The 16,930-nt window shown below is 40.1% G+C and carries 21 protein-coding genes; 3 read left to right on the top strand and 18 right to left on the bottom strand.

Annotated elements, in window-relative coordinates:
• Nucleotides 1-25: 25 nt before the first annotated feature.
• The 7 genes from DXC57_RS08685 to DXC57_RS08715 form a co-directional block, all read right to left on the bottom strand.
• The gene (locus DXC57_RS08685) at nucleotides 26-235 is read right to left on the bottom strand and encodes an excisionase (protein WP_118378557.1); all 210 of its coding nucleotides are present in this window, start codon (nucleotides 233-235) and stop codon (nucleotides 26-28) included.
• 267 nt (nucleotides 236-502) lie between these two features.
• Nucleotides 503-1,441: a phage major capsid protein gene (locus tag DXC57_RS08690; protein WP_118652099.1), complete on the bottom strand. Its 939-nt coding sequence runs from the start codon at nucleotides 1,439-1,441 to the stop codon at nucleotides 503-505.
• 13 nt (nucleotides 1,442-1,454) lie between these two features.
• Nucleotides 1,455-1,760, bottom strand: coding sequence for a hypothetical protein (locus DXC57_RS08695; RefSeq protein WP_117449270.1), 306 nt, complete (start codon nucleotides 1,758-1,760; stop codon nucleotides 1,455-1,457).
• A gap of 19 nt (nucleotides 1,761-1,779) precedes the next feature.
• Complete coding sequence (locus tag DXC57_RS08700; RefSeq protein WP_118652101.1) at nucleotides 1,780-2,070, bottom strand: hypothetical protein; 291 nt, start codon at nucleotides 2,068-2,070, stop codon at nucleotides 1,780-1,782.
• Nucleotides 2,071-2,073: 3 nt separating this feature from the next.
• Nucleotides 2,074-2,703, bottom strand: a complete 630-nt coding sequence (locus tag DXC57_RS08705) for a hypothetical protein (RefSeq protein ID WP_118652103.1) — start codon at nucleotides 2,701-2,703, stop codon at nucleotides 2,074-2,076.
• A gap of 333 nt (nucleotides 2,704-3,036) precedes the next feature.
• Entirely contained in the window at nucleotides 3,037-5,340 is a 2,304-nt protein-coding gene (locus tag DXC57_RS08710) for a phage/plasmid primase, P4 family (RefSeq protein WP_207665177.1), read from the bottom strand.
• Between the two features lie 32 nt (nucleotides 5,341-5,372).
• Nucleotides 5,373-5,549 (bottom strand): excisionase family DNA-binding protein, encoded by a 177-nt coding sequence (locus tag DXC57_RS08715; RefSeq protein WP_072523206.1) that lies wholly within the window; start codon nucleotides 5,547-5,549, stop codon nucleotides 5,373-5,375.
• Nucleotides 5,550-5,815: 266 nt separating this feature from the next.
• Here DXC57_RS08715 and DXC57_RS08720 point away from each other — a divergent pair, with 266 nt between their 5' ends.
• Together DXC57_RS08720 and DXC57_RS08725 are read left to right on the top strand one after the other, a co-directional pair.
• On the top strand, nucleotides 5,816-6,919 hold the full coding sequence (locus DXC57_RS08720) for a hypothetical protein (protein WP_118652105.1): 1,104 nt from the start codon (nucleotides 5,816-5,818) through the stop codon (nucleotides 6,917-6,919).
• A gap of 228 nt (nucleotides 6,920-7,147) precedes the next feature.
• On the top strand, nucleotides 7,148-8,968 hold the full coding sequence (locus tag DXC57_RS08725) for a TaqI-like C-terminal specificity domain-containing protein (protein WP_118652107.1): 1,821 nt from the start codon (nucleotides 7,148-7,150) through the stop codon (nucleotides 8,966-8,968).
• A gap of 48 nt (nucleotides 8,969-9,016) precedes the next feature.
• Here the strand turns inward: DXC57_RS08725 and DXC57_RS08730 are convergent, their stop codons facing one another.
• The 10 genes from DXC57_RS08730 to DXC57_RS08775 all read right to left on the bottom strand — a co-directional run bounded on the left by DXC57_RS08730 (nucleotide 9,017) and on the right by DXC57_RS08775 (nucleotide 13,812).
• Entirely contained in the window at nucleotides 9,017-9,721 is a 705-nt protein-coding gene (locus DXC57_RS08730) for a hypothetical protein (RefSeq protein ID WP_118652109.1), read from the bottom strand.
• Nucleotides 9,722-9,736: 15 nt separating this feature from the next.
• The gene (locus DXC57_RS08735) at nucleotides 9,737-10,456 is read right to left on the bottom strand and encodes a hypothetical protein (protein ID WP_118652111.1); all 720 of its coding nucleotides are present in this window, start codon (nucleotides 10,454-10,456) and stop codon (nucleotides 9,737-9,739) included.
• A 21-nt stretch (nucleotides 10,457-10,477) separates the two neighbouring features.
• Complete coding sequence (locus tag DXC57_RS08740; RefSeq protein ID WP_118652113.1) at nucleotides 10,478-10,690, bottom strand: helix-turn-helix transcriptional regulator; 213 nt, start codon at nucleotides 10,688-10,690, stop codon at nucleotides 10,478-10,480.
• A gap of 522 nt (nucleotides 10,691-11,212) precedes the next feature.
• The gene (locus tag DXC57_RS15510) at nucleotides 11,213-11,383 is read right to left on the bottom strand and encodes a hypothetical protein (protein ID WP_182457250.1); all 171 of its coding nucleotides are present in this window, start codon (nucleotides 11,381-11,383) and stop codon (nucleotides 11,213-11,215) included.
• A gap of 109 nt (nucleotides 11,384-11,492) precedes the next feature.
• Nucleotides 11,493-12,017, bottom strand: coding sequence for an O-acetyl-ADP-ribose deacetylase (locus DXC57_RS08750; protein ID WP_118652117.1), 525 nt, complete (start codon nucleotides 12,015-12,017; stop codon nucleotides 11,493-11,495).
• The gene (locus DXC57_RS08755) at nucleotides 12,018-12,359 is read right to left on the bottom strand and encodes an arsenate reductase family protein (protein ID WP_118652119.1); all 342 of its coding nucleotides are present in this window, start codon (nucleotides 12,357-12,359) and stop codon (nucleotides 12,018-12,020) included.
• 1 nt (nucleotide 12,360) lies between these two features.
• Nucleotides 12,361-12,579, bottom strand: a complete 219-nt coding sequence (locus DXC57_RS08760; protein WP_118492477.1) for an aspartate dehydrogenase — start codon at nucleotides 12,577-12,579, stop codon at nucleotides 12,361-12,363.
• Entirely contained in the window at nucleotides 12,566-13,039 is a 474-nt protein-coding gene (locus DXC57_RS08765; RefSeq protein ID WP_118652121.1) for a YaiI/YqxD family protein, read from the bottom strand. The genes DXC57_RS08760 and DXC57_RS08765 overlap by 14 nt, the downstream gene beginning before the upstream one ends.
• A 24-nt stretch (nucleotides 13,040-13,063) precedes the next feature.
• Nucleotides 13,064-13,474, bottom strand: coding sequence for a VOC family protein (locus DXC57_RS08770; protein ID WP_337376326.1), 411 nt, complete (start codon nucleotides 13,472-13,474; stop codon nucleotides 13,064-13,066).
• Nucleotides 13,432-13,812 carry a DUF4186 domain-containing protein gene (locus DXC57_RS08775; RefSeq protein ID WP_118652123.1) on the bottom strand — a complete coding sequence of 127 codons (381 nt, stop codon included), beginning with the start codon at nucleotides 13,810-13,812 and terminating at the stop codon, nucleotides 13,432-13,434. Before DXC57_RS08775 ends, DXC57_RS08770 begins: the two co-directional genes overlap by 43 nt.
• 39 nt (nucleotides 13,813-13,851) lie before the next feature.
• Here DXC57_RS08775 and DXC57_RS15840 point away from each other — a divergent pair, with 39 nt between their 5' ends.
• A complete protein-coding gene (locus tag DXC57_RS15840; protein WP_279221096.1) occupies nucleotides 13,852-13,983 on the top strand; it encodes a hypothetical protein in 132 nt (43 codons plus the stop codon).
• Nucleotides 13,984-14,010: 27 nt separating this feature from the next.
• Here the strand turns inward: DXC57_RS15840 and DXC57_RS08785 are convergent, their stop codons facing one another.
• The gene (locus DXC57_RS08785) at nucleotides 14,011-16,857 is read right to left on the bottom strand and encodes a TetM/TetW/TetO/TetS family tetracycline resistance ribosomal protection protein (protein ID WP_243101390.1); all 2,847 of its coding nucleotides are present in this window, start codon (nucleotides 16,855-16,857) and stop codon (nucleotides 14,011-14,013) included.
• Nucleotides 16,858-16,930 lie beyond the last annotated feature (73 nt).

Here is a 16,930-nt window from a genome sequence, read left to right on the forward strand (position 1 = left end):
AACTACTTTTGGCAGATAAAAGGAACTATATTTCTGAAGAATTAAGGATAAATTCTTCAAACTTCGGGCGGATGATCAAGAATCTGTTTCCGCAGTACACCGCCACCGTTCCAAGGTTATCCTCTGCAATTCTTCTCAGTTTCTTTATACCAATATTAAAATAAGCTGCTGCCTCCTTGATGGTGAGCATATACTTCTCACTAACAGGAAGCGCTTCATTGCTTTCTGCATTCATAGTATCTCTCCTTCCGACAAGGTGGTCACACAGCTGACTCCTTTGTACTATTTTTTCTTTTTTGTCATTTTCACTCTGATTCTGTGATATTTGCCCCCAGGGGCGGTCTAAATCTCTGTCACCTTTTATGCCGAGCAACGGTGCCGCCCCTTCACGCACAAAAACTGCGAATTTAAACGGGGTATTAACCCCCAATACAGCTAAATACCATACAAGGGGCATATATCCCATTCAAGATGATAGAAATAAAATCAAACAATTCTATGATTATTTCCCTGCATCTGCCATCTGGATAACCTTGATTGCTTCATTTCTTACAAGTTTTCCGTCAAGGAACTCAAATGCAAGATATCCAATCTGATCATACAGTACAAATTTTTCCAACAATGTTCTTACCGTCACAGGCTTTCTTCCCACAATCCAGTAATAAGAAAAGTCACCAAATGCAATCGGCTTAGTACCTGTTTCGATATCCGGCATATATTCCGAAATAATAACCTGTTTGCCAAGAATTGTATCATTTGCCTGATTCCACAAATAATTGCCATCGTTATCCTTCAGCTTTCTGAGTGCAAGTGCTGTCTTATCATTCATAAGCCAGATGCCATTTTTTCTGTATCCCTTATCAACACTAAAATATAAAGAAATCACATCATCATAAGTCAGCGTTTCTACTGTCAGTGCTGTTTTGGCTCCATCTGTATGATGAAGTATACCTGTAGGCTCATCTGCTCCGGTTCCATTAATAAATGCGTTATCCTCTGCTTTTCCAAATGACTTCCCAAGCTTTTGTGTCAGATACTTTTCAATATCAAATCCTACGTCATTTACAAAATCCTCATCCAAAGTAACGATAGATGCCAGCTTATAGCTTTCAATCGTTTTTTCATCGAAATCTCCGGCACTTTCATATACCGGGATTGCAGCTCCCTCTGCTACAAATTCCGCCTTATCCTTGCAGTCCTTTGCAAAGATTTTGTAGCCATTTTTGTATGCACGAATAACTGTCGCTATCTTTCTGAAATCAGATTCCTTTTCAATTTCATTCATGACCTTTCCGGCTGCAACAGTCGGCATACTGTAAGTTCCTGTGCTAATATCCCTGCCCTTTGCAAGAATATCCTCTCTCGCCTCTTTGTTTCTCATCGCATTCCAGAACTGAATATCATATTCCGGCTGCGCCGTAATCTGTGTATTACTAATCATGTTCTTCTCCTCCTTAATTTCTGTCGCACACAGGGCATTTATAAAGTCCAAGTGTATTTAATGTCAGCTGTCTCCCAATCTGTTTCAGATGATTGCCACACTTCGGGCAATGAATTTCATACGCAAATGCCATTTCCTCTGTATGATCATTGCTCGCATGAAGTCTGTACGTTCTCTTTATCTTTCCTGTCTCATCCCGGCTCAGTTCATCCGTCAAATACAAGCTGCACATTCTCTGTGCATATTCTTCAGTATAATAAGAATGGGACGCATTCAGCAATGTCCCTTCCTTATTCAGTTTTGTTAATGGAAATACCATAGTAAAATCCTCCTTCTTTCTATCGTCTGCACCTGTCACAGGTGTACAGACCAAGTTTATTTGCATCATGGTTTTGAGCCATCTGCCTTAATACCGCACCGCACAGAGGACAGTGAATTTCTATGCTGTCAGTAGCATTCTGGCTCATCGGCTCTTTTGAATAAAGCCTGTAATAATTGGAAATAATCTCCGACAGGTACATTCTACTGTTCTGCCGTACTGTTTCCTTGTCTATTGATAAAAACATCGGTACCTTTTCCAGTCCATCTGTATCTCCATCAATCAGAGGATGGTATCTTATCATCTGCATCCACTACACCGCCTTTCCATCTAATCTTGTAAATCTGTCTCTGCAGAAATCCATTGCATCTTCATAAGTAGGGAACACCAGACACGAAAATCCATACTGCACTTTCCATATTGGAAAATCCTTGTCCTGCTTCTGAGATACCACCACAGGCAATCCTGCCCTTCCCTGCAATAAATCCTTGCATTCATACCCCTCTCTTGAAAACATCTTCTTATCAGAATCTGTCAACTTAAAGTCTGTTCCATAAAATATTCTGTGTGTCATGTTCTTCACTCCTCCTGCGTAATTTATTGTTTTTCCATACTTTAAGCGAAATAACTTATCGTAGCTGTCATAGCCTTGTGCAATCAGCAAATTACTATATTTCATCAGTTCTTCAACATTCTCGCCAATCAGCTCTCTTGGAATATCTCTGACAGTTTTTACGATGATGCATTCGGTCATTGTATCTCCATACCAAAGATATATTGTTGCCTTTTTCTTCATGCTGGACGTATGCATTCCACTGATTTCTACGTTAAATCCATTTCCAAAATCTCTGTAAATTACTCTTTCAAGATCTATAGTTGTTACTCTGTAATCAACTCCGAGGCTCTTACATAATGCTCGGATCATTGTGTCTCGTTTCGACATCTTCTTCTCTCCCCTTTTATCTGTGGGTAGCAGTTCTATCTTCCGAGGTAGCAGTACAGGTAGCAGCAATTCTTGTAACTGCTACCCGGCTTATCCCTTGTTTACCAAGGGTTTCCGGCTATTCGGTAGCAGAAGGTAGCAGTTCTCACGATTTTATAATCACAATTACTCTTTTTATATGCCGTTTTATTTCTGCATTAAACTTTTTATTTTTCAGCTAAGAAGTTAAAAACTCTGCTACCCATTGCTACCAATATACTCAAAGCCTTGTGTTTACTGACTTTTCACGGGTAGCAGTACCTAAAATCACTGCTACCCGTACTGCTACCTCTGCTACCCGGCAAGGAACTCTGTTTCCTCATATCCGTATTCCTTGGCATAAAGTTCCTTAGTTTCCTCTGTTATCGTGAAATCTTTATAATAGGTATTACCCTTCTGTCTTGTTGTCACATCTGCAAATGTGCCACCAAGATATCCTGCAAGCTGTTCTCTGAACTCTTTTGCAGTTCTGGCATAACCATGATTGTTCTCCCTGCACCATGCCTGATATACCTTGTATATTCTCCCTGTGGTACAATGTCTGACAATTTTGCCATTCTCCCAAGGGCACATACATTCTTCATAAAAAGAAATCACTGTACTGTTTGCGCTTTGGTAATCTCTTCTTGCCTCTGCAATGCTGTCCGGCTCTGTAAATCGATATCCATTTGCTATAACAGTCTGCAACGCTTTCACAGCTTTTTTCACAATACCTCTGCGCTCTGCATACATTTTTTCTAAAAGCTGCTTGTCCTGCTGTTCTTTCGGTATCACATTCGGGCAATCCACCACCATAATGCGGTCATATACCCATTTGCCGTCATCTCCCCCGAACTTCGGCAGCCGGTTCATGCAGAACCACAGCAATCCATTAAATGTAAATTCAAATGCCTGCTGTCCTTTAAATTCTGCAAAAAGGCTGTCCCCGCCTGTCATTTTCTTGAATGTTTTCAGTTCATCCACAGACAAAAAACTCATATCCGAACTTCCTGCAAGCCTTGTTCCATACACTGCCCCTGTTCCAAACCGGGATTCAATTTCTTTCAGATCAATGCCTATAAAGTTGCCCCTGCCAAGCAGACGCTCCACAAGACTTTTAAGCTGTGACTTTCCTGTATCTCCCTGCCCTACAAGAAATAATGCTTTTTTCATTCGCCAGCCTTTCACATTGGAAATACAGACACCAATAAATTCCATCAACAGCTGCTTTACCATCTCATCTCCGTTGGTAAGCGTGTCCATATAAGAATCAAATACAGGTGTATCAATATACTCATCCGACCATTCACAAGGAAGTTGTATAGTGGAAAGTATATCTGCTGAATGTGGTATCAGTTCTGTATCAGTTGCAGTAATCTTCAAAATTCCATTCTGGAAATTGATGATATCCTCATCTGCATTCAATGCATCCTGACTTACATATGTAAGATCTGTGGTAATATGCAAAAGCACCTCATTGACCTTACTCATCTTCACAAGTTCCTCATCATAATCAGCAATATACTTCTTTATGATTCCAAGCAGCATATTATCTGCATAAAGCCTGTAACATCCACCTTCATATACATATTTCAAAAGTCCCTGTTTACCATTGTCACGGACTAAAATATATTGCAGATGTTCTCTTACATATTTTGCAAGAAGCGGTACACTCACATATGGTTCTCCTGTCTGTTCATTAAACTTTATGAAATCAGGATGTTCCATTTTCGACCTGTGAAATACACCATTACAGGCTGAAATTCCTGCATTGATTGTATTTTCCCTGTAATCGTTCCTTTCCCATTTGCTTCGATATAAAGCAGAGCTGCGAAACACTTCATCAATCGCATCCGGGTCTGCTCCTGTCCTAAATGCTATCAAAGCACAAAGGGCAGCATCCGCCTCAGACTGGGAACCATATTCACTGAAATCACCTTTATCATAAAGCCGGATGAACTTATCTCCGTTCTTCTGCTTACGAAGATCACAGACAATATCAAATACTGCCCTATCTCCATCACGCTTTGCACTGTACTTCGCTTTCGGCTTTTTTCTCATTTCCTTATCCAAGGTGGTAAGAACCGCCTGTGTACAGTCAGCTATTGGCAGACTGTTAATCGTATTTCCTGTAAAAGTGCCATATCGGTTTGTAATATCACCGATATAAAGTTCCAATCCAATATCAGAACGTTTCTGATAATATTCACTGTCCAGCACAAGTTTCTTCCTTCTGTCATCAAAATGTACCGGAAGTTTTGTAATATCACACTGACCAATAATATGAATCCCTTTGCCACTTGGAGATACTTCTGCATAGGAAGAAAACCGAGATAACATAAGCTGTGCAAATGGATCTGAAATAACCTTATGGTCTATATCTAATAAGAAGAAGCCTTTCGGAATCTTCAAGCCAAGCCCCGATGCCTGAAACTGATTTCTGGCTGATTCTGCATCATCAAAAGATACCCATGTACCCTTATGTGCATCATCTGTTCCTGTAGCTCCTCCGTTTGCTGCGAATGGAACTTTGGTAACTTTCCCATTCCTGCCGGATTTTGCTGACCATAAAAACCACAGCTTTTTATCCTTTAATTCATCCACTGTCATATCTCCCATCCTGTTCACCTCCTCCTTTTCTGCAATCCTGTTTAATGATTAATAGATGTTCTTACAAGCCATTCTTTATAGGCTTCAATCGGAATCAGAATTCTTGCTCCGATTCGTATTGTCGGAAATCCCGGTGTCTTTACCAGTTCATATGCCTTTGGCAGGCTGATTCCCATCTGTGCAGATAATTCCTGTACACTCATAGTTGTTTTCTCCATAAGATGTTGCTCCTTCCGTAGAGTTGGTTATGTCCGTCTCTTCAATAATTGTTTCTCTGCTACCGCTCATGGCGGCTACCAGTCCCCGCAGTAACAAAGGCTTGTTCATTGAGAACGGGATGAAATTGTCAAGGTACAAATCCGTTACAGCATTTTGTGTAACTTTTTATTGTTTTCATGAATATTTTAAGCTATAATGTAACCGAAGTCAAAAAACTGACGGTAACGCTAACGGTTACGAATTAACGATTGGAATGAGGTATGATATGCCATTAAACTGGAATGATGAAACGATTCCATCAGAAGCAGATAAAACAACAGATATATTAGGATTTAAAGAAATCGGTGGTATCGGGCAACTGATTTACCACCCTTTCCGATTCAAGAAATATGAACTTGATATTGATAAAAGCGATGATTATTGTGCAACACCATTTTGCCGCCCCGGATATGAACCCATCTTTCCTAAAGAAGATTTTCTTTCCGGACAGGGACTGCTTACCAGCCTTTGCAATCTGGCAATGCAGATAAACAGCTTTGATAATAAAATTCCATATACACAGCTTATCATGGAATGGTGTACAAATAATATGCATCCATATAATATTGATTTCATTTATTCTGAATTGAATGAATCGCTTGATATAAATAGCTTCGATGCAGAAATGGTAGAAAAAGACGGAACATTCGAGATTAACAACTTCTTAGATGACCTCGGGAAATTATATAATGCAGTCATGTTTTATGTTGCTCTCGAAGGTGTCTGTATTGCCGATGACGAAGCTGCATATGATTTATCCAAAGAAGGAAAATACTTTGAGGGCTACTCTTTCTTTGATAAATATAAGCATCCTATCGTTGCAATACCGGATGACTTAGATTATGGGGAGGCAAAAGGAAATCTCATAGAAGAAATGCGAATTGATAATGAGTACATTAAAAATCATCCGGCAGAAAAACCTCCAACCGGAGAATTTGCTACTACACCATATGACGATTACGATGAATTGCGGAATGCGCTTATTGACATCATTCCGGAATTTACCATAAAATTAAAGGTAGATCCCCGCACTAACCGATTAGAATTTTCTACCGATATTAATTCTGTATTTGATATTGCATGGTTGACACTTGCAAGAATGCTTTCCGAGGATCCTGCACCAGAAGATAAAGGGAAATCAGATAATCGTCCAGAAGGCATTATGATTCGTTGTCGGAACTGTGGTAAATTCATAATACGCAAGAGCAACCGACAGGAGTTTTGTGATGCTGAAGAATGCCAGAAGGCTCGGAATGCCCGAAAGCAAAAAGCCTATCGTGAGCGAAAAGCTATTGAAAAGACTCAAAAAAGCAAGAAAAAAGCACATTAATTTATATGATTTGGCGAAAAGACAAATAAAACATTGTATCTAATATTAGCCAGTTATATGCAATTATGTGCTATGATATTATATTAAATATGTTAAAAGACACTGGGATTCCCCCTATGCAATTTCGCGAAAAAACGTGTTTGAGTGGGCATCGGTCTTTATGATAAAAAGACACAGAGATAATACTCCCCCTTGGGATAACTATAGATATAAAAAGGAGTTTTTGTTTTGACAACAGATTATACAGAACAGATTCAAAACTTTGTACTCAACTCTATACAATTGATAAATATACAATTACAAAAATTGACAGGACAAAATTCAATCACAATCAGTAATGTATACCCTCTTTCATTTGAAACAACATTCCAAAAATCAAATAATCTACATATCGATTCTTCAGATAATCTTTTTGATGCATTAGGTAAATTATATGAGAGTACGCTTCCTAAAAACTTGCGCAAAGATTTAGGACAATTCTATACTAGAGATGATTCACTTATAACTCAAATGATTTCAGACTCTGAACTGTTCAAAGGATTGATTTTAGAACCTTCGTGCGGTTCTGGTTTGTTTATGGTACATATAGCAAACAGAATTATTGCAATTATGAAAAAAGAGGGAAATACAAGTGAAGAAATATTGACATATATACAAAAGAATCTGTATGGGAATGATAATGACTTGCTCGCGCTACAAATCACTGAAATAAACCTACTTACAACTTTATTGCCTCTGATTGCAGATGCACTTAATACCAACCCATTTTTTAAATTAAATAAGTTAAACTTGACATCATTCGACTTTACACAAAGAGATGTTTTTTCAAAAAAATTCTCTTTAGTAATCGGCAACCCCCCATTTATTACGATGTACGGAAAAAGAAGTCGAAATATGACAGAAGAAAAAAGAGCATACTTCAATACATTTGATTTCGTACAAAATAGAAATGGAAATAATAAGTTTAATATATCCATGTTCTTTGTCGAAAATGGCTTAAAACAACTTGAACCAAATGGACAGCTTATATTTATACTGGATATAGCATTTTTTGAAACGGCTTATATAGATTTAAGAAAATACATCATTGAAAATTATTATATAAATAGCATCACGAAAGGCCTACAGGCATTTGAAGATGTTGCTAGTGGTCAAATCATAATAAATATAAGTAACCGTAAAGAATCCAATGATTCAGTAATATTTAAAGATATTGAAAATAATATTTCTTGCCAAATCAATCAAGCCATTTGGGACGATTCAAAAAACAAGTATAAAATTTTCATTCCTTTAGTTCATCAAGCAAAAGATATCAACGATAAAGTAATGAAGTATCCTCGTCTGGATACCTATTACCCTGGAAAGGCTCTACGAACATGTTGTGCACTTACTGGTAAAACAGAGGAATTTGTTGTTAATCCACTTATCGAAAAAAAGCATTTGGTATTCCCATATATCGAAGGTTCTAAAGGATTAAAATGTAAATTTGGGGAATTAACACCAACATGCCATATCAAATATGATTATGAGCTTCAACTAGCCATTTCTGAAGAGTTCAAAAAAGAATTAGAATTAGCTGGTGTAAAGAATAAAAAAAGAGTAACTCTCGGAGATAAAGATGCTTATTTGTCACCAAAGATTTTTATACGTCAAAGTGCGACAGAAATAATTGCAACTTATACTGAAGATCCTTTTGCCGCCAACAATAGCATCTATGTATTGAGTAACAAATCTAACGCCAAGCAAGATACCGACATGCTTAAATATGTTTGTGGAATATTAAATTCCGAATTAATAACATATTTCTGTCGAATAAATAAAATAATACGTGTAGAAAAAGGTAAAACTCCGCAGATAAAAACCTCAGATTTAAAAGAAATACGTATTTGTATATCAGATGAATATTATTACCCAATAATTGATTTAGTTGAAAAGCTATTGGAATGTCAAAATTCAACATATTATAACACTCTAAACAATTATATTTATTCCATTTACAATATAACAACTGATGAACAAAAATTTATAAAAACATATCTATATGCTTAAAAAGAAAAGGCTTCATCCCAATGAGAGACGAAGTCTTTTCTTTTTACATTAATCCTGCGTATAATATTCATTAATTTGATTTTCCAAAGAAGCAAAAATATCTGGCAATTCTTTTTGTTTTTTCTTCTGTTTTTCTAAATTACGCTTCACAGATTCCATATATTTTTTATAAAACAACTTGACAAACTCTTCTCTGGTTCTATATTCTTCCTGCTCAGTAATATTTGCTTGAAATTGGGGTTTAGGATTAATTCTAAATTTCCCCATATCTTTCAAGAAAACACAATGCACATATTTTTCGTCATCAAATTTAATTAATTGGATATATCCATCTTTAGTTGGCTTATACTTCACCAAAACATATAGTATGTAAAAATGACCATCCTTAATAAAATCAATCACCTTTTTAGGAGTTCCCAAATCTGGATTGCTTCCTGCACCAGTACTTTTTATTGCTTTTATATCACCCCAAACTAGATCATCAAAATCATGATATTCTTCATTCTTATAGTTAAAGCAAAAATCAAACGAATTTTTCGTATTCTCCTTTGGAGCACCCTGAGGATTATATATTCTATCATGTGGATGTTCCAACACATATCCAACAAACCAATCCTCCAAATAGTCGCTTACCTCTGCTCCTGCTCTTGCGTGGGCACTAATGGGCAACGTATAATTATGTTCTGATAAAAATGAATTAAAAATATGCTCTATATCGTCTTTCATCTTCGTTTCAAATTCAACAACCTGCATATTTATTATCTCCTTTTATTGTTTTCCTTCAGTAATTTTCTTTGCATATATGAGTAATCTTTTTCCCAAATCATCAAATCTGCTATCCAATTCAGCTTTTTTCTTTGTCTGTTTTTCAATAATACGATCTATAGACTCTTGGTATTTAACATAAAATAGTTCAAGAAACTCTTCTCTAGTTCTATACTCTTCTGGCTCATTAATATTTACTTGGAACTGTGGTTTCGGATTTATCCTTACAGTGTGATTAATATCCTTTAAAAATTGACAATGAACATATCTACCATCATCAAACGGTCTGAACTTTGTCTGATTATCTTCAGTCGCGTCATATTCCAAAAAAACAAACATTAAATAAAAATGTCCATCCATAATAAACTTAATTATTTTTTCTGGAGTTCCTAAATCCGGATTACTATCCGCATATGAAAATTTTGTTGCTTTAATATCTCCCCAAATCAAATCGTCATAGTTGTACTCTTCACACTTATAATTAAAGCAAAAGTCATATGGATTTTTAGTTGCCCCCTTAGGAGCACCTTTGGGATTATATATCCTAATATGAGGATGATTATTTAGATATTCAACAAAGCTGTCCTCTAAATAATCACTTATTTCTGCTCCACTTCTCGATCGTGCACTTATAGGAAATAAATAATTATGTTCAGCTAAAATATTAGTAAACACCTCTTCAATATCTGACTTCATTATATTTTCAAATTCTCTGACATCCATCTTTAATTTCTCCCTCAATACTTATTGTTCCTCTACCACGACAAAAAGAGCTGAAACTGACATTCCAAATCCCTCTGCTATCTTACAAATATTCTGAAGAGATATATTTCTTTTCCCAGCTTCAACAGAAGCATAATATGTTCTATCCATACCAATGGATAACGCAAATTTTTCTTGGCTAAGTCCTGTTTCTTCTCTCAATTTTTTCAAGGCAATTCCAAATTTTTTTTGCATATCAAAAAATACCTCCATATAATATTATATTTTTTGTGTGTTTTTAAGACAACGGATTATAAGTCACAAGCGAAAGCATAAAAAGAACCACAATGCTGATAGTCTCCCTACCAACGATTGTGGCTTTTTATGTTCAAAGTTTTGTATATGTGCCATCGCTTAGTAGTCCATTACTACTAAGGATTTCTCCCAACACGTTTGCATTTATCTCGATTCCGCCCATGAGCCTTAGTAGTCGAAACCGTAGTAATTCCAAGTCTTTCCACCATATTCTGCCCCATGTTGCCCCAGTCTGCGAAGGTATGCATTATCATAAAACTGGAGTGCCGTGACAGATGAATAATACTTTTATCATAGTTTTGATTTACTCCTTTTTTCCCTAAAACGCCTTGATTTGCAAGGGTTTTAGGGGATTTTGTTAAACGCTCTGAAATTACGGATTGTGGCAAATCAGATCAGAACTGAGCATGTTGTTACTACCTGTTAGTAGTAAAATTGGTAGTAAAACGGAAAGAGTTACTACTAAGAATTTTGCTCTTGATTTTGAAGTTTCTCAATCATCTGTCGAAAAACATTCATAGGAAGTACACAATCTTCATCAAGATGCTTTTCTAACTTTATCCAATCTAAGTGCTCATCCATTACATAATTTTTAACATCGTCAGAAACATTTACTCCAATCACCTCTAACACAGCAATGACTCAAATCCATTTCTTCTGAGAATATTCCGTAACCTGCTCGACATTTCAATATCATCATAATTTGTTTTTTCAGCGTACATAAAAGTTCCCTTTTGTCATTTTATTTGTCATATAACTTATCAACTTCTGCTTCATATACTGATTCAGTATGAGTATCAAACAGCACCCATTCCACCAAATCAAAGCTGTCCGGATTATCCTGCAAGAACCCGTTTACTGTATGTACTGCAATCTTTGCTGCCAACTCAACCGGAAAACTATATACTCCCGTTGATATAGAAGGAAATGCAATAGACCTGATTCCATTATCCATTGCCAGCTTCATGGAATTAAAATAGCAGTTAGCAAGAAGTTCCTCTTCTCTATTCCTTCCACCATTCCATATCGGTCCTACAGTATGTATCACATAATCACATGGCAGATTATAGGCTTTTGTTATCTTTGCTTCTCCAGTCTCACATCCGTGAAGTGTCCTGCACTCCGCCAGAAGCTCCGATCCTGCTGCTCTATGAATCGCACCATCTACACCGCCTCCACCAAGAAGAGAGTTGTTTGCTGCATTCACGATTGCCTGCACCTCTGTTACTTTTGTTATGTCTCCCATTAAAGTCTTAATTAAGTACATTTAGTTCCATCCTTTCCAGATATCCGGCTGATAACCAAGTGTTGATTGCTTTCCGTTTCTTACTACTGGTGTTTTAATTACCTGTGGATTCTCAAGCACCTTGTCGAGCTTATCTTCATCTGCGATATACTTAATAAGAGCAAGTAAATCCTTGTCCTTGCCACCCCTATTAACCATATTTTCTAATCCACCATTTGCCTGAGCTACTGAATTAAATTCTCCTTTGCTCATACCTTTTTCTTTCATATCAATGAACTGATACTTTATGCCCCGCTCCTTGAAAAAACGCTCCGCCTTCTTAGTATCATTGCATTTCTTTGTTCCAAATATCTGTATATTCATATCAGTATTCCTTCTCTATCTCTCCATTTATTCCATACATTTTCTTGAATGCATCAAGGTCCGCCTGGTTCTTAATCAGCATAATCTCTTCTATCTTACCTGTATGTATGTCCTTAAAGCCTGCAACCTGCTCGCCATTACATATGCTCGCTTTGATTACTGGTTTCTTATTTTCTTTATCATATGTCTTTGTAACTATCTTTTTCTTAAATAGTCCCACTCTGAGTACCTTCTTTTGACTTTGCCATCAGTATAAGTTTTTCAAAGGACTGTGCAAAGCGTACATTATCTTCTTCTGTACGCTTTCTCGGTCCTTTCATATGATTCTTATGAGAGCTACGCCTTGCCTTCTTGTTAAGATGTCGCTCCATAAGCATCTGATCTATGTTCTCATTCGTGTACCACTTGCCTGATTGGTGAATAGCATATGCACCTTTTCCAAGAGCCATAGCAGCGACACCATAATCCTGAGATACTACTACATCCCCTTTATGGCAAATACTAATCAGCTTATAATCTACAGCATCTGCTCCTGCACCTACTACAATCACCTCGCTGTAATCAGAATACAAAATATGATTCGTATCACACAGCAATGTGGTGGAAATATTGTATTTTCCTGCTATTGTCTCAACAATGTCCACTACCGGACACGCATCTGCATCTACAAATATCTGCATATTTTTCCTCAAATCCACATCATATCAGTTGTGATTAACTGGTGTTCGTACTTCTATAAGATTTCCTGATGGATCATAAAATCTTACAAGCTTCTGTCCACCTTCAAGTTCCATTAATTCCGTAACATAACTTACAACATACTTGCCAGACTCCAGTTTTTCAATAATACCTTCTATATCATTATCTTCAAAATAAAGTTCTGTCATATTGTTATGTGGAGTTGTAGGTATTTCTGTACTGTCATACCATACATCTACATCCTGTAATACAAGCCCCTCAGACATTATTACATTACCTTCCAGCCTTGTAATCACACGCAATCCAAACAGTTCTTCATAAAAATCAATTGATTCGTCAATATTATCAACAATGATCAATACATTTTTCAAACTCATATTTTTTGTTCCTGCCTCTCCATTTCTCGTTGAATCCATGTCATAATTACATCTACAAGGTAATCCTGCTGCACCTGACTCAATTCCTTGCCTGGCTGCATTTTATGCCACTTTCGTATGCACTCCCTACAACATGTTGCCGTTGCGTGCTGAGCAATAAATACTGGGTGACCTTTCATCGGTGTTTGTTTACCATCATTCGCTATATATGCGGGAGCTTCTCTCTTTGCAATAAATTCCTTTACATGTTGCCGGATTGTATCCAACCCTTTTTCATGTATGTAATCAATATCTTTCTGTTTCAGATAAAAACTGCTTCGGAACTTTGAATTATCCAGTCGCTCAAATAACTGCCTGTACCATTCATCCTTAGTCATTAAAACTTCACTACTTCCAGCTCATGGGATGGACCGGTTGTGACACTGCCGCTCGACGCTTCCCCCTCCTTTGAGATCGGCATCGCCGCCCCCGTACGGGAAATGCAGTCGCCTGCGGCAGCAGAACTGATGAAATTTATGCAGAAGGATCTGATTCATGCCTTCGAGTAATCTATACGAAAATCCGCTTTTTATACATTACTCGTCCTTCTTCACCTGCCGCAGCACCTCCTCCGGCACCGAATCCAGCAGATAATTTTTATGTCCGCTATGCGGTCGGTTGGTATGCTCACGTGTCTGATTCTTCACACGGTCTACCTCTTCCTCAAAATCCCGCGCCGAATACAGCCCGCAGCCCTGCCCACGGATGATGATCTGTTCCAGACGGTCGGAGGTCGCTACCATCACCGTATATTTCCGCCCATTTTCATGGGCAAATTTCTCGATGTACTGGTCAGCTGTCTCCGCCTCTTTCGTAAAGACTACATGAATGTTGTGGTAATCCGTCACCTCCGTCCGGTGTCCCTGCACCCGGTAGGCGTCGAACACCGCTATCACCTCGATACCGCGGCTTCCCTGATAATCGCAGAGAATATCCAGCAGCTTACCACGGGCGCTATCAATGTTGATCTTCGCCAGCTCATTTAACTCATCCCAGGAGAAAATAATGTTGTAGCCATCTACCAGCAAGTATTCCCGTACCGCCGATGCCATTTTCCCTTTGGAGCCGCCGGTTCTGCTGCCCGCTCCGCCACTTTCCGGCGCTTTGCCTGCATGTTCCAATTTTCCTGCATTTCCAGCCACAGAACTTCCCGATTTTCCTTCACTTCCAGATGCCAAAGTTTCAGCTGTCCCGACTTTCGAATCGCTCTTCTGTCTCACCGCTTCCTGCCTCCGCGCCGTCTCTCCGTACACTCCGGCACCATAGGTTTCCGCCGGGCGTTTGCTCTTTCCGCCCCACCGGCGTTTTCCGCCGTCTTCCTTTTTATTTGCATGGTAGGTGCGAGCGAGAATCGCATCGACCTCGTCCGTTCCGATCCACATTTCTTCCGAAGCGCCGCCGCCCTGTCCATCCGAGGAGCGCGCACCCAGCTCAGAGATCGCATCCATCCGCCGTTTTCCATTGGAATCGCCCAGGCAGCTTTCCAGATGCATGTAATCTTTGACCTCATCCCAGTTGACGACAAATCCCGCTCCGTGCGTACAGAAAACAGATCCGCTCGGGTTTGCCAAATCCGCATCCGCATCATACCCGGCTGCCGCAATGATTTCTTCTTCATTGTGGCATGGTCCGTAGCCATCGAGCGTGCAGATCATCTGTCCCAATCCGCCCGTGTACGCCGTCACCTCCGTCTGATATCCATCGAGCGCCGATACCGGGGCACGTCCGGTTAATATTGCCTCCCCGTCCTCCAGCACCGGTCCCTCAAAAACGGCAAACCGACGCTCCAGATCGGTCATCGCACGTCCTACCATCTTGTCCGGTATCGTCAAATGAAAAGCATAAAACGGTTCCAACAACACCGAATGCGCCTGCATCAACCCCTGACGAACCGCCCGATACACGGACTGTCGGAAATCGCCGCCTTCTGTATGTTTCACATGGGCACGTCCCGATTTCAGCGTAATTTTCATATCCGTGATCGGCGCCCCGATCAGAACGCCCCGGTGTACCTTTTCTTCCAGATGCGTCAGCACCAGCCGCTGCCAGTTTTTACTTAAAATATCTTCGCTGCAATCGGTATCAAACACCAGCCCGCTGCCCGGCTCTCCCGGTTCCAGAAGCAGATGTACCTCCGCATAATGGCGCAGCGGCTCAAAATGACCGACGCCCTCCACCGTATCGGTGATAGTCTCTTTGTATACAATACTGCGTCCGCCAAAGCGCACCTCGACTCCAAACCGCTCCGCAATCAGGCTTTTTAAGATCTCCATCTGGATCTCGCCCATGATCTGGGCGTGGATCTCCTTTTTCTCCTCTTCCCACACGATATGCAGCTCCGGCTCTTCCTCCTCCAGCTGCAGAAGCTTCGGAAGCATAGCCGCCGCATCTACATCATACGGAAGTTCCACCCGGTAGGTAAGAACCGGCTCCAGCACTGGTTCTGCTCCCATCTCACAGCTTCCAAGCCCCTCGCCCGGTTTCGTGTGCAAAAGTCCCGTTGCCGCACAGATCATGCCCGCCGGTGCCTCGCTCACCGCCTCATACTTATCGCCTGAATACAGGCGGAGCTGATTTACCTTTTCCTCGCCGATCCGGTCTTTGACATGCAGCACGCCGCCCGTGATCTTCATATAAGTCAGGCGTTCGCCCTGGTTGTCGCGCACAATTTTAAATATTTTCGCCCCAAATTCGTCCGGATACACTGGTTCCAGCATATACTCTTCCAAACCGCGCATAAATTCTTCCACACCCGTATTTTTAAGCGCCGAACCAAAATAACACGGAAACAGATCCCGGCTGGCAATCCGGCTGCGGATCGCATCTTTAGACACCTGTCCCGTCTCCAGAAATTCCTCCAATTCCGCTTCGCCGCTGACTGCTGCCTCTTCATAGAAACTTTCCGTCCCGTCCGCACCAAAATCAACGAAGTTGCCGCCCAGCGACTCTTTTAGGTCGCGCAGGATCTCCTGTTCCCGTCCCAGCGCCAGATCCATTTTATTGATAAAAAGGAACGCCGGAATCTGGTAGCGCGCCAGCAGCCGCCACAGCGTCCTTGTATGCCCCTGCACGCCGTCTGAACCGCTGATGACCAGCACCGCATAGTCCAGCACCTGAAGCACCCGCTCCATTTCCGCTGAAAAATCCACATGTCCCGGCGTGTCCAAGAGCGTCACATCCATATCATCCCATGCAAGCCGCGCCTGCTTGGAAAAAATCGTGATTCCGCGCTTTTTCTCCAATTCATATGTGTCCAGGAACGCATCGCCCTTGTCCACCCGCCCCAGATGGCGGATCATGCCGCCCGCATAGAGCATCGCCTCTGATAATGTTGTCTTCCCCGCATCTACGTGCGCCAGGATTCCCACCGCCAGTCTCTTCATGTATGTTACCCTCATTTCCGTTCTATATAAAAATCACTTTATCTGTTATGATACCATGTATGTCACTGATTGT

Source organism: Clostridium sp. TF06-15AC (assembly GCF_003481165.1).
In the GTDB taxonomy this organism is placed as follows: domain Bacteria; phylum Bacillota; class Clostridia; order Lachnospirales; family Lachnospiraceae; genus Otoolea; species Otoolea fessa.

Excerpts from the sequence above, each read along its gene's own strand:
- DXC57_RS08685 (WP_118378557.1), bottom strand. The coding sequence starts at position 235 with ATGAATGCAGAAAGCAATGAAGCGCTTCCTGTTAGTGAGAAGTATATG.
- DXC57_RS08690 (WP_118652099.1), bottom strand. The coding sequence starts at position 1,441 with ATGATTAGTAATACACAGATTACGGCGCAGCCGGAATATGATATTCAG.
- DXC57_RS08695 (WP_117449270.1), bottom strand. The coding sequence starts at position 1,760 with ATGGTATTTCCATTAACAAAACTGAATAAGGAAGGGACATTGCTGAAT.
- DXC57_RS08700 (WP_118652101.1), bottom strand. The coding sequence starts at position 2,070 with ATGCAGATGATAAGATACCATCCTCTGATTGATGGAGATACAGATGGA.
- DXC57_RS08705 (WP_118652103.1), bottom strand. The coding sequence starts at position 2,703 with ATGTCGAAACGAGACACAATGATCCGAGCATTATGTAAGAGCCTCGGA.
- DXC57_RS08710 (WP_207665177.1), bottom strand. The coding sequence starts at position 5,340 with ATGGGAGATATGACAGTGGATGAATTAAAGGATAAAAAGCTGTGGTTT.
- DXC57_RS08715 (WP_072523206.1), bottom strand. The coding sequence starts at position 5,549 with ATGGAGAAAACAACTATGAGTGTACAGGAATTATCTGCACAGATGGGA.
- DXC57_RS08720 (WP_118652105.1), top strand. The coding sequence starts at position 5,816 with ATGCCATTAAACTGGAATGATGAAACGATTCCATCAGAAGCAGATAAA.
- DXC57_RS08730 (WP_118652109.1), bottom strand. The coding sequence starts at position 9,721 with ATGCAGGTTGTTGAATTTGAAACGAAGATGAAAGACGATATAGAGCAT.
- DXC57_RS08735 (WP_118652111.1), bottom strand. The coding sequence starts at position 10,456 with ATGGATGTCAGAGAATTTGAAAATATAATGAAGTCAGATATTGAAGAG.
- DXC57_RS08740 (WP_118652113.1), bottom strand. The coding sequence starts at position 10,690 with ATGCAAAAAAAATTTGGAATTGCCTTGAAAAAATTGAGAGAAGAAACA.
- DXC57_RS08750 (WP_118652117.1), bottom strand. The coding sequence starts at position 12,017 with ATGTACTTAATTAAGACTTTAATGGGAGACATAACAAAAGTAACAGAG.
- DXC57_RS08755 (WP_118652119.1), bottom strand. The coding sequence starts at position 12,359 with ATGAATATACAGATATTTGGAACAAAGAAATGCAATGATACTAAGAAG.
- DXC57_RS08765 (WP_118652121.1), bottom strand. The coding sequence starts at position 13,039 with ATGCAGATATTTGTAGATGCAGATGCGTGTCCGGTAGTGGACATTGTT.
- DXC57_RS08770 (WP_337376326.1), bottom strand. The coding sequence starts at position 13,474 with ATGGATTCAACGAGAAATGGAGAGGCAGGAACAAAAAATATGAGTTTG.
- DXC57_RS08775 (WP_118652123.1), bottom strand. The coding sequence starts at position 13,812 with ATGACTAAGGATGAATGGTACAGGCAGTTATTTGAGCGACTGGATAAT.
- DXC57_RS08785 (WP_243101390.1), bottom strand. The coding sequence starts at position 16,857 with ATGAAGAGACTGGCGGTGGGAATCCTGGCGCACGTAGATGCGGGGAAG.